The organism is Azomonas macrocytogenes (assembly GCF_014191985.1).
GTDB classification, from domain to species: domain Bacteria; phylum Pseudomonadota; class Gammaproteobacteria; order Pseudomonadales; family Pseudomonadaceae; genus Azomonas; species Azomonas macrocytogenes.
Genome location: NZ_JACHXI010000010.1, coordinates 29,263 through 43,430, shown reverse-complemented (window position 1 = coordinate 43,430; position 14,168 = coordinate 29,263). Strand labels below are relative to the sequence as shown.

The 14,168-nt window shown below is 59.6% G+C and carries 11 protein-coding genes; all 11 read right to left on the bottom strand.

Features of this window, described 5'->3' with window-relative positions; all coding sequences use genetic code 11:
• Positions 1 to 2: 2 nt before the first annotated feature.
• The 11 genes from FHR87_RS10945 to FHR87_RS10895 all read right to left on the bottom strand — a co-directional run bounded on the left by FHR87_RS10945 (position 3) and on the right by FHR87_RS10895 (position 14,011).
• Positions 3 to 524, bottom strand: a complete 522-nt coding sequence (locus tag FHR87_RS10945; protein ID WP_338021246.1) for a sigma-70 family RNA polymerase sigma factor — start codon at positions 522 to 524, stop codon at positions 3 to 5.
• Between the two features lie 190 nt (positions 525 to 714).
• Positions 715 to 1,041 carry a DUF3325 domain-containing protein gene (locus FHR87_RS10940; protein ID WP_183166766.1) on the bottom strand — a complete coding sequence of 109 codons (327 nt, stop codon included), beginning with the start codon at positions 1,039 to 1,041 and terminating at the stop codon, positions 715 to 717.
• On the bottom strand, positions 1,038 to 2,612 hold the full coding sequence (locus FHR87_RS10935) for a PepSY-associated TM helix domain-containing protein (RefSeq protein WP_183166765.1): 1,575 nt from the start codon (positions 2,610 to 2,612) through the stop codon (positions 1,038 to 1,040). Before FHR87_RS10935 ends, FHR87_RS10940 begins: the two co-directional genes overlap by 4 nt.
• A complete protein-coding gene (locus FHR87_RS10930) occupies positions 2,609 to 2,932 on the bottom strand; it encodes a hypothetical protein (protein WP_183166764.1) in 324 nt (107 codons plus the stop codon). The genes FHR87_RS10935 and FHR87_RS10930 overlap by 4 nt, the downstream gene beginning before the upstream one ends.
• A 400-nt stretch (positions 2,933 to 3,332) precedes the next feature.
• Positions 3,333 to 5,741, bottom strand: coding sequence for a TonB-dependent siderophore receptor (locus tag FHR87_RS10925; RefSeq protein ID WP_183166763.1), 2,409 nt, complete (start codon positions 5,739 to 5,741; stop codon positions 3,333 to 3,335).
• Positions 5,742 to 5,972: 231 nt separating this feature from the next.
• On the bottom strand, positions 5,973 to 6,938 hold the full coding sequence (locus FHR87_RS10920; protein ID WP_246336007.1) for a FecR domain-containing protein: 966 nt from the start codon (positions 6,936 to 6,938) through the stop codon (positions 5,973 to 5,975).
• On the bottom strand, positions 6,935 to 7,465 hold the full coding sequence (locus FHR87_RS10915) for a sigma-70 family RNA polymerase sigma factor (RefSeq protein ID WP_183166762.1): 531 nt from the start codon (positions 7,463 to 7,465) through the stop codon (positions 6,935 to 6,937). Before FHR87_RS10915 ends, FHR87_RS10920 begins: the two co-directional genes overlap by 4 nt.
• A gap of 145 nt (positions 7,466 to 7,610) precedes the next feature.
• Entirely contained in the window at positions 7,611 to 8,264 is a 654-nt protein-coding gene (gene grxB / locus FHR87_RS10910) for a glutaredoxin 2 (protein ID WP_183166761.1), read from the bottom strand.
• Between the two features lie 116 nt (positions 8,265 to 8,380).
• On the bottom strand, positions 8,381 to 11,524 hold the full coding sequence (locus tag FHR87_RS10905; RefSeq protein WP_183166760.1) for a CusA/CzcA family heavy metal efflux RND transporter: 3,144 nt from the start codon (positions 11,522 to 11,524) through the stop codon (positions 8,381 to 8,383).
• Positions 11,525 to 11,534: 10 nt separating this feature from the next.
• Positions 11,535 to 12,731 carry an efflux RND transporter periplasmic adaptor subunit gene (locus tag FHR87_RS10900; RefSeq protein WP_183166759.1) on the bottom strand — a complete coding sequence of 399 codons (1,197 nt, stop codon included), beginning with the start codon at positions 12,729 to 12,731 and terminating at the stop codon, positions 11,535 to 11,537.
• 41 nt (positions 12,732 to 12,772) lie between these two features.
• Positions 12,773 to 14,011: a TolC family protein gene (locus FHR87_RS10895; RefSeq protein WP_183166758.1), complete on the bottom strand. Its 1,239-nt coding sequence runs from the start codon at positions 14,009 to 14,011 to the stop codon at positions 12,773 to 12,775.
• Between the last annotated feature and the right edge of the window lie 157 nt (positions 14,012 to 14,168).

The window sequence follows — 14,168 nt, the reverse complement described above, 5'->3', positions numbered from 1 at the left end:
AGTCACTTGCGCTGTGCCAGGTAACAGTGGCGGATGGCGGTGGCCATGTACTTTTCCACTGAGCTCACGCTGATTTCCAGACGCTCGGCGATCTCCTGATAGCCAAGCCCTTCCAGCCGGGACAGCAGAAAGGCTGTACGAACCTTGGGCTTGAGGCCATCCAGCAGAGCATCGATCTGTGCCAGGGTTTCCAGCAGGATCAGCCGGGTTTCCGGCGCAGGTACTTCCGGCTCCGGCAGTTGGGCGATGGCCGTGAGATAGGCTTGCTCCAAGCGCTGCCGGCGCACTTTGTCCACCAGCAAACCATGCGCGATGGTGCTCAGCCAGGCGCGGGGCTGGTGCAGTTCGCGGATCTGCTCCGGGCGACCGAGCACATAGAGAAAGGTGTCCTGCGCCAGATCGGCCGCGTTGTCGGCATGCCGCAGACGCCGGCGCAGCCAGTTCAACAACCAGGCGTGGTGATCGCTGTAGAGCCCATGGACGTCTTGCTGCAATGACGCTGCGTCCGGCGAGATTGGCCGCACGGTAATCCTCCCTGGCACGTCGGTGCGCATGAGTCAGATAAGAACTGATCTCATCTTAAGGGCGAAGCGGCCATTCGGGCAACGGCAGTTCCTGCGGTTGCCCTGGTTGCTAAGAGCCTGTTCAAAGTCTCGCGAGCTAAGGCCATTTTCAACGCGGTATGGCCAACGCGCAGCAGACTTTGAACAGGCTCTAACGAAACAACAGCGACAGGAGCGCCACCGGTGGCGCTACCAGGGCCAGCGGGACGATCAGGCGTGGCCGGTAAGCCAACAGCAGAACCAGCGCAAGCGCCGCGAGGGTGAGCTGGACGATCCATTGCACAATACCGACGGAAATTCCTCGGGCATCGATGCAGACAAAAATGGCGAACGCCAGCATCAGCCAGCCGCCTATCTGCAATGGCAGACGCTTGTCCGCTGGCGCATCCGTACCGAAAACCTGCCCGTAATGCCGATTCATCGCCAGGCAGAGGGCGGCGAAACCGCTGAAGCACAGCGCCAGACTGGGCCAGATCATACGGGTGCCTCCTTCGCTTCGCGTACCTTGCGCAGCGGGCGTGTCTGGGTGGCCAATGGTTGCTTCACCAGTTTCCAGGCAGTGAAACCGAACAGGGCGGCGAAAGCCCATAGGGTCAGATCCATCCCGGCGACCAGCCATTGCCCATGTGCCAGCGTGGCGAACAGGTGACTGCCGGGCAGAGCGAAACTGAACAGCGGCAGACCGGCATACAACAGCGCCGCCAGGGTCAGTTGCTCGATCCAGGCGCGGCGATGGTTGCGCAGCAGCGGATGGAGCAGGCACAACGCCCAGGCGGTGAAAAGGCTGCGGATTTCCCAGTCGGCACGTTGCGCCATTGCCACTGGCAGCAAACGGTTGGCCCAGAAATACGCAGCGATGGCGATGGGCAAACCCGCGATAGCGCCGACATTCAGCACTTGCACCAACCGCGAGCCGAACGGTGTATGGCCCTGCTGAGCTGGCAGGCGTTTGCTCACCCACAGGATCAAGCCAGTGGCGATCATCGCCGCCCCCAACAGACCGCTCAGGAAAAAGCACCAGCGCAGCTCCACGCTGGCGAAGCGTAACAGATGCAGGTTAGTGAGCAGGTTGTAAATGGCAGCGGATGTGCCGCCGTCAGGTCTGGGTGGGCTTGGCAAGGGTTGGCCGGTCACGCCATCGAAACGCAAAGGCTCGCGATGGCGGGACTCGCTCAGCTGAGCGTTGCCCAGTTCATGGAACTCGATCCAGGCCTTGTCGGTACCCGGCTGACTGACAGTAATCCTGGCGATCCCACGCGGCCAGCGCTGCTCGGCTTGCTGGAGCAACGGCGCGGGATCGACCAGGGGAACGCCAGTGGCCGTCACGGGCGGTTTTGCTTCCGGGGCGGAGCGCAGGCCGAGTTCCTGAATGTGCTGCCTCACATCGCCCTGGTAGACGCTCTCTACGCCCCAGGGCATCAGCATGTACATGAACAGCAGCAGGCCGCTGTAGGTGATCATCAGATGAAAGGGCAGCGCCAGCACCGAGGTGGCATTGTGTGCATCGAGCCAGGAGCGTTGCCCTTTGCCCGGACGAAACGTGAAGAATTCCTTGAAGATCTTCTTGTGAACGATCACACCGCTGACAATGGCCACGAACATGAACATGGTGGCGATGCAGACGATCCAGCGGCCGAACGGATAAGGAATGTTGAACAGTTCGAAATGGAAGCGATACAAGAACTGACCGCCACGGGTTTCGCGTGCCTGCAGCGGCTCACCGGTAGCCGCGTCCAGCGTCAGGGATTTTCCTTCCTTCTGACCGGGTTCGGTCCAGCTCGCTTCGATCACGCTATCGCGCTCGCCCGGCAGGACGATATTCCACTGCTCGGCATTGGGCGCCAGGCGCTGCATGGCCTGGAGCGCGCGCAACGGAGTGTTGGCATCGGGCTGCGATCCGTGCAGTTCGGGCTTCATCCAGAGGGTGATTTCGCTCTGGAAAAAGCTCAGGGTTCCAGTAAGGAAAATCGAATACAGCAACCAAGCCAGCAGCAAGCCGACCCAGGTGTGCAGCCAGGAATTTGCCTGACGAAAGCCAAGCGCCTTCATGACAGGATTTCTTTGAGCAAAAGGTGCACGGCGGGAATCGCGGCCAGCAGCAAGGCCACACCCCAGGCCCGCCAGGCACTGGCCGCCGAAAAAGCCCAGATCGCCAAGGCGCACATCAGTGCAAACGACAGCATCATCGTGATCAACACCGCCTGCGCCGGCGGCATGGGCAACGCCCAGGACAGACTGACGGTCACCAGACCGGCAAACCCATAACTACCGAAAATCGCCAGCACAGCCCGTGCGACGATATCCAGTCGCCGACTGTTCTGCGCAAACTCACGAAGCCGCTCCCACCAGGAGGGTTGAGGAATGGACATGGAAATCACCTTTTTCTTATCAGTCTCACCATTTTGCCATGGCATATGCATTATTCGGCGTACTTATTCTTAGACGAATGAGAATGATTAAGCCCATCAGGACATATTGACGCAGGCATGATGAGCGATGATGTCAAAGGATGGTGTTGGGTGTTTGCGTTAGGGTTTACGGCCATGCCTTTCAACATCTTCGAGACACGCCTGTTACCCATGGAAAACTGGGGGGCGGGTTTCTCCCCGCGTTCGATGGACAACGCCGACGGTTTGTCCATCGAACACGCGAGCGGCGAATTGCCCGGACCTCTCCGGTGGAAAACCGCTGCGCGGATTTTCCACCCTACGGGCTAGCGAAAGACATGGGGTTTACGGCTCGTAAACCCCTGTTGTGCTCGGTATGGATCTAGAAATCCCAGCGGGTGGTGAGCATCATGTTGCGGGGTTCGCCATAGGCTCGGGTGTTGCTAGTGCCTTGACCAATGTTGGTGTAGTAGTGACGGTCGAACAGGTTACTGACATTGAGCGTGGCAGACAGTTTGTTAGTGAACTGATATTTGCTCATCAGGTTGAACAGCGTGTAAGCCCCCTGACGAATGGTTACGTGATTGTAGTCGTAATCGGTAGTGTTTTGAGTCCAGGTATGGCCATGGTATTCCGCGCCACCGCCGATGGTCAGCTTGTTGAGCATTCCAGGTAGGCGATAGGTGGTGTAGAGCTTGAAGAGGTCTTCCGGCTCCTGGGTCGAGAGTTTTTGGTTGGTGTCATCCTGGCGGATGATCTTGTGGGTGTAGCCTGTCTGGATATTCCAACCCGGCAGCAGTTCGCCAGTCAGTTCTAGTTCAAAGCCCTTGGTCTTGGCTTTTTTGGCTTCGTAAAGGTACCAGTTACGGGTATTGTCATAACCGCTATAAACAGCGCGATTGTCTTCACGGATTTCGAAATAGGCCAGACTGGCATTCAGGCGGCCATTGAACCATTCCCCCTTGACGCCTGCCTCGTAGCTGTCACCTTTGTTCGGTGACAGAATGCCGCCGTTTACGTCATGGTTCGCCGCCGGCAAAAAGATCTTGGTATAGCTGGCATAGAGGGAGTAGTTGTCGTTCAAGTCATAAACCACTCCAGCAAAAGGAGTGACCACTCCGCTGTCTCGTGATTCGTTATCTCCCGTCAAATGATAGTTGGTAACCCGTCCACCCAGGATCACAGCCAGATCGTCGGTGGGTTTGAAACGCGCCGTAGCGTAGACGGCTCGTTGATTGGTGAGTTCGTCATTCCGGTAGTTTACTGAACCTGCCTGGGGTTTCTGGACATCCCCGCTCCAGTCGTAGTAATCCGTTGTACCTGAAAAGCTGTTGTAGCCTCGACCTTTCCAGTGGTTACGGTAGTAGCTGGCGCCGACCACTAGCTCATGCTCACGGCCGAACAGCTCGAAGGGACCACTGGCGTACAGCTCTCCCGCATTGCTGCGGGTCTTGCCGCGCCACAGGCCACCGTACCATGTGGCTTTGCCGGTATCTACGTCCGGTCCGTAGAGCGATGAACCCAACTGGGCGCTATAGCCATTGACCTGATAGGTGTAGTAGGCACGGGTGACCCAGCCGTTGGCGAAGTTATGGTCCAGTTGGGTGAAGAACGAGTGATTGTACTGTTCCCAACTGCTCCAATTCGTGGCGGGATTGTAGGAGCGCGAGGTGTGTATTCGCTTGTTGGCGCTGTCGAAGATGGGCGTGCCGCCCCAACTGGAGCCGGTGGGCTGGGTTCGGTTGGAGTCGTAGCCCAGGGTCAAAAGAGTATCGGGCGTCAGGTCCATTTCCAGAATGCCGTAGTAGGCCAGATTGTTCTTTTTGTAACGATCCATGAACCACTGCTGGTTCTGGTAGGCAGCAACCATCCGGCCACGGATAGTACCGGACTCGTTCAGAGCATTGCTGATATCAAACTCGGAGCGGTAGTTGTCCCATCTTCCAGCCCGGGCGGATACGTGCCCAGCCAAGTGGGCCGTAGGTTTTTTGCGTACCAGGTTCAGGGTAGCGCCGGGACTACCGGCCCCGGTAGTCAGGCCGCTCGCGCCTTTGATAACTTCGACCCGATCATAAACAATCATGTCGCTCAGGGTATTGCCGGAGGAATACTCGGTGTTGTTTTGGATGGGTATGCCATCGTACTGGTAGTTGGTGATGGGGAAGCCCCGGGCGAAATACATGGAGCGCTCCGTGTCATAGGTGGTGCGGGTAATACCCGGCGTATGATCCATCACCTGATCTATGCTGGTCAGGCTGAAATCATCCATATGCTGACGGGTCATGACCGTGACGGTCTGTGGGGTTTCGCGGGGTGTCAGGACCAGCTTGGTGGCTGAGGCAATCACGCCGGGCGTATAGGATTTGGTGTTCTCGGTGATGGTGCCGAGCTGGTTATCCACCACGGTCATCGCGTCCAGGCTCATTGTTCCACTTGCTTGCGCCTGGCTACGTAATTCATACCGCCCCTCCTGCGTCCGTAGCGCTTCCAAGCCACTGCCGCCCAGCAAAATAGCCAGGGCCTGCTCAATGCCGAATTCGCCTTTGAGCGGCTGGCTGCGTTTTTCTGCCGTCAGCGCGGCATCGCCAGCCAGGTAGATCCCCGCCTGGGCGGCGAACTGATTGAGCCGGATGGCCAGCGGACCAGCGGGGATGTCGTAGCGGCGCGTCTGTTCGGCGGCCAGGGCCGGATTGCTGAGGAAAAGTACCGGCGCGCCGGCCAGCGCGATGGGAATGGCCAGGGCCAATGGGCGAAGGGAAAAACGAAGAAGGCGCGCCTTGCGTGGTGACATGCTGGGTTCCTTTACGGTTCGGTCGGCAAAAGGCCGTTGTCACCTGCTAATTCGAATGAGAAACAAAAACCGGAAGGAGAAAATGAGAATTTTTATCGAAATGGTGCATTGGCACGTTTTCAGAGCACACGGGCAATCCGGTGCGAGCGATGCCGATGATCTGGACGCCGCATGACCTGTCCGGCATTCCGGCTGGAAAACTCGATCACGCCTGCCGTTCGCGCCTGATCCTCAGCGCGCTTCGATACTCGTCCACCATGGCAAGGTGCGCTGGATGCGGATCGGCAGGGCGCTTTCCAGCATGCTCAGGATCTGCTCGGTGTCGTGCAAGGGATAAGTACCCATGACCCGCAAGCCGGCGATTTGCGGCGAAACGCCCAGATAGCCATGGCGGTAGCGATTCAACTCCTCGATGAATTCCGCCAGGGGGATGTCATTGACCAGCAACATGCCCTGCGTCCAGGCCTCTCGAGTCTGCTGGGCCGGTGCTTCGGGGCCGATGGCCTGGTTGTCGAAGCGCAGTTGCCTGCCGGCCTGGACAATATGGGTGGCGGCGCTCCCGGCGGTACGAACTTCCACGGCACCGTCGAAAACCGCCAGCAACGTATGCCCGTCCTGCTGGGTCACGCTGAAGCGCGTGCCCAGGGCACGCAGCCGGCCTTGGGCAGTTGCGACGATAAAGGGCCTGGCCTCATGGGCGGTGTCGATCAGGATTTCCCCGGTGAGCAGGCGCAGCTGGCGCACGTCAGCGCGGTAATCGACATTCAGGGCGCTGGCGCTGTTGAGCCAGAGGTGCGTGCCATCGGCCAGCATGAGGTCGCGGATTTCGCCGGTTCCCGTGTGATAGTCGGCGCGCCAGGCCATCCATAGCTGCGGCAGTGGTGTGACGCGCCAACCGATCCAGCCCAGCAGGCTTCCACCCGCAAGCAGCGTCAAGCTGCGCAAGGTCTGGCGGCGTGAGATGCCTGCGCGCCGGGCAGAGCGCAGGGTCTGGGCAGCAGTGACGCTATCGTCCTGCAGGCTGGCGAAGCGCTGGCTGACACGCTCGACGTATTGCCAGGCCAGGCGGTGCATCTCGTGCTGGCCATGCCATTGCTGCCAGGCGACGCGCGTCGCTTGATCCGCCGGATCGGCGCTCAGCCGGGCGTACCATTGCGCCGCCTGTTGCAGCGCTGCGTGGTCGGGTTTGCGGCTCAATCGAGTGCCTCGTCCAGTTCGGCTTCCAGCAGCATGCACTGATACATCGCCTGGGCCATATATTTGGTCACGGTGCGTTCGGACACACCCAGGCGTTCGCCGATGGCTTGGTAAGTCAGACCCTCAAGCTGGGCGAGCAGAAAGGCTTCGGCGACCTTTTCCGGCAGACGCGCCAGCATGGCGTGCACCTGTTGCAAGGCTTCCAGCACCAGAGCGCGATGCTCTTCCGATGGCATACAGGCTTGCGGGCGGCTGGCCAACACGTCCAGCCAGGTCTGTTCTACCTGCCGACGCCGCCAGAAATCCACGCAGACATGGCGCGACATGGCACCCAGGTAAGCGCGTACGTGGCTGTCGCTCTCGAACTGGCGCGGCGTGGTCAGCAATCGCAGGAAGACATCGTGCGCCAGATCGGCCGCATCGTTGCCATGCCCCAACCGGCGTTGCAGCCAGGCTCTGATCCAGCCGTGATGCTCACGGTAATAGCGCTGTACCTGCTGACGGTAAAGATTGTCGAAGCTCGACATGGCCGGCCACCGTTGGATAGTCCTGCAGCACAAATGAGATGAATTCTCATTTTATAGTGCGCACTATCCGGCTGGCAATGCACAAGCTTCGGGATCGTGCCGGGCGCGGCCAGCAATAATAGCGGCCCGCGCAGCAGCAAGACGTTCAGATCGCCCGGTCGAAGTAGGTATGCGTACTGGTCAAAGCCGCCACGCTATCGATGTAGGCGCGTACCTGCGCCGGGATGACGAGGTCCTTGACCATGGTCAGGTTGCGCAGCGTGGGATAGAGCAGCACATCGTCCCTGCCCAACACGCCATCGCGCCCGGCCGCTGCCGGCAAAGGCGGCAGGGCTGCCAACATGTTCTCGATGGCGGCCTTGTGGGTGGGCGTTTCTTTCAGCGCCTGGGCGAACGGCCGCTTGATGATCGCCGCCTTGCGCACCTCGAAATAATCGCGGGCGGACTGGGTGGCGAACTCGGGCAGGCCGATGGCGATATTGCGCGGGAACAGCAGACAGGAAACCGCCAGGCCGACCTCGCCGATCTGCGCGAGAAGGGCCTGGATGTCCGTGCCCGGTTGCAGCGGCCTGTTCCGGCTGCCGAGCTCGTCCAGCTTCTGCACGATATCCAGGCTTTCGCCCATGGCCTTGCCATCATCGAATTGCAGGATGGGCACCATCTTGGCACCGATCAGATCGAAGCAGGATTTCTCGTCGTCGTTCAGCAGGTAGACCTTTTCATGGGCGACCTGCTTGTAGTTGGCAACCATATCGGCGCGAACGCAGAATGGGCAATGATCGTATAAATAGAGCTTCATGCGGATATCTCTTGTCGACTGAGCGTTGGGTAAGGGCCAAGCCTACCAAGAGCGAAACAAACCTGCAGGCATCGGCAACCAGCAGCCGCTGCCGCCGGTCAGGCTGCAGCCAGGCCTTATCCGGCCTCTTCGGCATGCCGGTGGGCCCAGCGATACAGCGCCGGCAGCACCAGCAAAGTCAGGGCAGTCGAGGACAGAATGCCGCCGATCACGACCGTGGCCAGTGGCCGTTGCACTTCCGCACCCGTGCCGGTGGCCAGGGCCATGGGTACGAAGCCCAGGGAGGCGACCAGTGCGGTCATCAGCACCGGGCGCAGCCGGGTCAGCGCTCCCTCGCGGACGGCAACGTCCAGCGCCCGGCCCTCTTCGCGCAGGTTGCGGATGAAGGCCAGCATCACCAGGCCGTTCAGTACTGCGACACCGGACAAAGCAATAAAACCAACACCCGCCGAGATCGACAACGGCAAGCCACGTAGAAACAGCGCCATAACGCCACCGGTGAGGGCGAACGGGATACCGGTAAAGACCAGCAGGCCATCCATGACGTCGTTGAACATCATGAACAGCAGGACAAATACCAATAGCAGCGCTACCGGCACAACGATTTGTAGGCGCTCAGTGGCCGACTTCAACTGCTCGAACTGACCGCCCCAGGTGACCCAGTAGCCGGCCGGAATGTTCACTTTCTGGCGAATCCGCTTGCTGGCGTCTTCGACAAAGGAGCCGATATCGCGATCACGCACATTAGCGGTGATGATCACCAACCGTTTGCCATTTTCCCGACTAACCTGATTGGGTCCCAGCACTAGCTCGAGTTGGGCAACCTCCGCCAGGGTAATAAAACCGATCTGGCCATTGGGCAAGCGGGCTGTCGCAGGGATTGGAATCAGCAATCGCGATAAACCTTCGATATCGGTACGTAACTCATCGGACAGGCGCACCACCATATCGAAGCGGCGATCACCTTCGAAGAGCGTCCCGGCCTTACGTCCACCGAGGGTGATGGCGACGATGTCCTGTACATCGCCCACGCTCAGTCCGTAACGAGCCGTCTTGTCACGGTCAATAGCGATGGTCAGTACCGGCTGGCCAGTGGTCTGTTCCACTTTTACCTCAGACGCTCCAGCGGTTTTTTCCAAGGTTTCGGCAATTTTCGCAGCCTGCGCATTGAGTACACGCATATCGTCGCCGAACAGCTTTACCGCGACGTCGCTGCGCACGCCGGATATCAACTCATTGAAGCGTAGCTGAATCGGCTGCGAGATCTCATAGTTGTTACCAGGTACCAAAGCGGTGACACGCTGTAGATCGTCGATCAATTCGTTCTGCGATTTGTCCGGGTCCGGCCATTGATCCTTAGGTTTTAGCATGACGTAGCCGTCAGAAATATTCGGCGGCATGGGGTCGGCGGCAATTTCTGCCGTGCCGGTACGGGCGAACATCCGTTGCACTTCCGGCATCTGCTCGACGACGGTCTTTTCCAGCCGTTGCTGCATTTCGACCGATTGACTCAGGCTGGTGCCCGGAACGCGTAGTGCCTGCAGAGCAAAATCGCCTTCGCTGAGGCTCGGGATAAATTCGCTGCCCATACGCGTAGCCACCAGTGCCGACAGGATCACCAGCACCGCCACTAGCGTAAACACTAGCGGACGATGGCTCATCACCCAATCGAGCAGCGGTTCATAGAGCCGATGGGCTGCGCGCATCAGCCAGTTTTCCTTTTCCTCGATCTTACCGGTGATGAACAGGGCGATGGCCGCTGGAACGAAGGTAACCGACAGTATCATCGCGCCCAGGAGCGCAATCACCACAGTCGCGGCCATGGGGTGAAACATCTTTCCTTCGACGCCACTCAAGGCAAAGATGGGCAGATACACCACCATGATGATCAACTGGCCGAACAGCAACGCTCGGCGCGCTTCCTTTGATGCTGTGAACACCTCATGCAGACGCTCAGCACGGTTCAAGGGATCGCCTTTATGCTGCTGTGCATAAGCCAGCCGGCGAATCGAGTTTTCTACGATCACCACCGCGCCATCGACGATGATGCCAAAGTCCAGGGCGCCCAGACTCATCAAATTAGCGCTGATCTTGTTGCTGAGCATGCCACTGAAGGTAAACAGCATCGCCAGGGGAATCACCAGCGCCACGATTAACGCGGCGCGGATGTTGCCGAGAAACAGAAAGAGGATGGCCACGACCAGGATGGCACCCTCGGTCAGGTTCTTCTTCACCGTGGCGATAGCCTTGTCGACCAGATTGGTACGGTCGTAAACCGTAATCGCCACAATACCTTCAGGCAGGCCGTGATTGATCTCTTCCATCTTGGCGGCAACCGCTTGTGACACGCTGCGACTGTTTTCGCCGACCAACATGAATACTGTGCCCAGCACTACCTCATGGCCATTTTCGGTGGCAGCACCGGAGCGCAACTCGTGGCCAATTCCTACTTCAGCGATATCTCGGACGCGGGTTGGGGTACCGTCGATATTAGCCACGACGATGTTGGCAATATCTTCAACCGTAGCTACCTGTCCCGGCGCTCGCACGATCAGTTGCTCACCGTTGCGCTCGATAAAGCCTGCGCCCACGTTGGCATTGTTGCGCTCTAGGGCGGCGATAAGATCGGTCAGGGTAAGTCGATAAGCCGCCAGGCGCCTGGAGTCTGGCGCAATCTGGTATTGCTTGGCGAGGCCACCGATAGTGTTGATTTCCGCCACACCCGGCACATTGCGTAGCTGCGGTTTGATGATCCAATCCTGAATCACTCGTAGGTCAGTCGCCGTGTAGGGTGTGCCGTCCTCCTTCAGCGCTCCGGCCTGCGCTTCGATAGTCCACATAAATATTTCCCCAAGCCCGGTGGAGATCGGGCCCAGCATCGGCTCAATAGCGTTCGGTAATTGTTCGCGAGCCGATTGCAGGCGCTCACCAACCAGTTGGCGGGCAAAAAACAGGTCGGTACCTTCTTTGAAAATCACTGTGACCTGGGACAAACCGGTACGCGACAGCGAGCGCGTCTGCTGCAGGTGCGGCAGACCGGCCATCGCCGTTTCGATGGGATAGGTGATGCGCTGCTCGGTTTCCAGCGGTGAATAGCCCGGCGCAGCGATATTGATCTGGACCTGTACGTTGGTGATATCCGGTACCGCGTCGATGGGCAGTTGCTGATAGCTGAAACCCCCCAGCGCGGCCATGCCCAGCACAGCGAGCAGCACCAGATGGCGCTGCTCGATGGCGAAACGAATGATGCGTTCAAACATGAAAAGCGCTCTAGTGGGAATGCTCGGCGGATTCTTTACCCAGCTCGGACTTCAGAATGAAACTGCCAGCGGCGGCTACCTGCTCACCGGCGCTCACCCCCTGGAGAATCTCGACGCGCTCGTCGTCGCGTTCGCCCAGCTGTACCGGGCGGGCCAGGAACCCCTGCTCCACTCGCACGAACACGTTGGGCTGCTCATTCACCGTCTGCACAGCAGCAATCGGTACGGTGACCGCTGCCGTATGGGTTTCAGCAGCGACCACGACCGACACGAACAGGCCCGGTCGCCAGATACCCTGCGGATTTTCCAGGGTGACGCGCGCGGTTGCCGTACGCGTCTGCGCGCCCAACAAGTTACCGACATAGGCCACGGCTCCTGCCACTTCCATGCTCAGATCCGGAGCGACGACTCTGGCCGACTTACCCACCTGGACCCGTTTCAGATCACGGGGAGAAATATTGAAGTTGGCCCAGACCCGCGACAGGTCGGACAGGGTGAACGCGCTGGTCGCTTCATTGCTCACGGCACTGCTTTGCGCCCCGGTGCTCAGGCCGTTGACGTTTTCACCCAGCGCCAGATGCCTGGCCACCACCACCCCATCGAAAGGCGCGCGCAGCTCGTAGCGATTGCCACCGGCCACCGCACCATCACCGAAGGCCCGGACCTTCTGCCGGGCGTTCTGCAGGGCGATATCCGCTTCCTGATACGCCTGGCGGGCCTGCAGATAGTCCTGTTGAGCGGAAATCTTCTCCTGCCAGAGCTGACGCTCGCGCTCGAAGGTGGAACGGGCCAGCTCCAGACGGCGTTGCGCGGCCGCTACTTCGCTGCGCTGCTCGGAAATCTCCTGGCTGGCGAGCACCGCCAGCACCTGCCCCTTCTTGACCGACTGACCAAGCTCGACCGGTACTGCCTGCACCACACCGGAGACCTGCGGCAGTACATGCGCGGTACGGTTCTCGTCGAAACCGATCTCGCCGGAAAAAACAACCGAGTTGCTCATCGACGCCGCCCCGGCCGTCACCAGTTCGATACCGGCTGCGGCGATCTGCGCCGCGTTCAGGACCAGCACCCCGTCGGCATGCTCTGTGTGCTCAGGCTCATCTTGCTCGCCAGCAGGACTGGCCGCTTCTTCGCGCAGAATCACCGCACCAAGGGCAAATCCGACCAATATGATTAACGCGATGGCGAGGCCTTGCTTCTTGTCCATTGAGGTTCCTGGAAAATGTTTCATCGAAAGCCGAGAGCTATTCAACGGTCATTCAACGCGAAGACATCGCCGTAGATGCGCTCGATTTGCGCCCAGGCCACCGTCACATCGCCAGCCGCCTGAAGGTATTCGGTACGGGCCGCGAGCAGTATGCGCTGCGCGTCCAGCACATCGATGAGCCCGAATTTGCCTGCTTCGAAACCGCGCGTGAGGTTATCCAGGGTCTGCTGCGCCGCCGGAATGATGGCCTCATCGAGCGCGCGCACCGAGGTCAATGCTGTCGCCCACTGGTTCAGCGCCTGCCGGGTTTCGGTCTGCAGACGCAGCTCCGTGGCGTTGCGCAGATCCTGCGCCTGGCCAACTCGTTGCGAGGCAGCGTAAACATTGCCCTGATTACGATCGAACAAGGGCAGCGGCATGGACAGGCCCAGCACCACGACATCGCGGTTCTCTACGCCAAGACGCTTATTGCCCAAGGTCACCGAGAGATCAGGTATACGCTTGGCCTTTTCCAGCTCTACCGCTGCTTCGTGCTGATCGATTTGCAGGGCTGCCAGGCGCAACGACTGGGTATCGCTCATCCGGGCCAACAACTGGGAAGCCTCCGGTAACGGCGGAAAATAGTGAGCATTACCCTCGACGCGCTCGAATTGCGGCAGCGCAGTGCCCATCAATGACGATAGCGTCCGATAGGCGATGGCTTTATCGCGCCGGGCCCGATTGAGCGTCAGTTCGATCTCTGCCAGTTGCACCTGGCTGCGCCGGGCCTCGATTGGCGAAGACCGGCCCGCTTTCACCCGTCCATTGGCAATGGCCAGGCCGCGCTCGGCCAGAACCTTGCTTTGCTCGGCAATCTGCACCTGCTCCTGCGCCAGCAGCGCGGCGTAAAAGGCCTCGATGACCTCGGCCCGCAACTGATTGCGCTGCTGCTCGAACTGGACGGCCGCCAGCGCCTGTCCCCGCGAGGCCACATCCACCCGCGCCCCACGCTTGCCGCCCAGTTGCAAAGCCTGGGTGATCTGCACGGTGGCTTCTGCCTTGGTGCCGGTATCTTCGGTAAGCCAGGACAGCTCCGGGTTAGGCAACAGACCGGCCTGTTGCCGGTCGCCATCGGCGATCCCGATATTCCAGCGCAACGCAGCCAACTGTGGATTGCTGGCCTGCGCCGTTGCCAGTGCCTGTTCGAGCGTAACGACCTGGCCCTGTGCGGAAACCGCCGTCTGAGCGGCTTCGACACCCAGCAACCCGGCCATACACCAGCTCAATAGCCATGACTTCATAGATTCGCTTCAAGCGTCGATGAATGAATCGCCGATAATGGCGCAATGGCAAAAACTGCATTCGAGCGCGGCCACTCTCATCTCCCGGCCTGTTCGAAGATTTTCGCAAATGAGGCGGAACTATAGAAAAAGCGCCCTAGCGCCAGGATGACCCGAA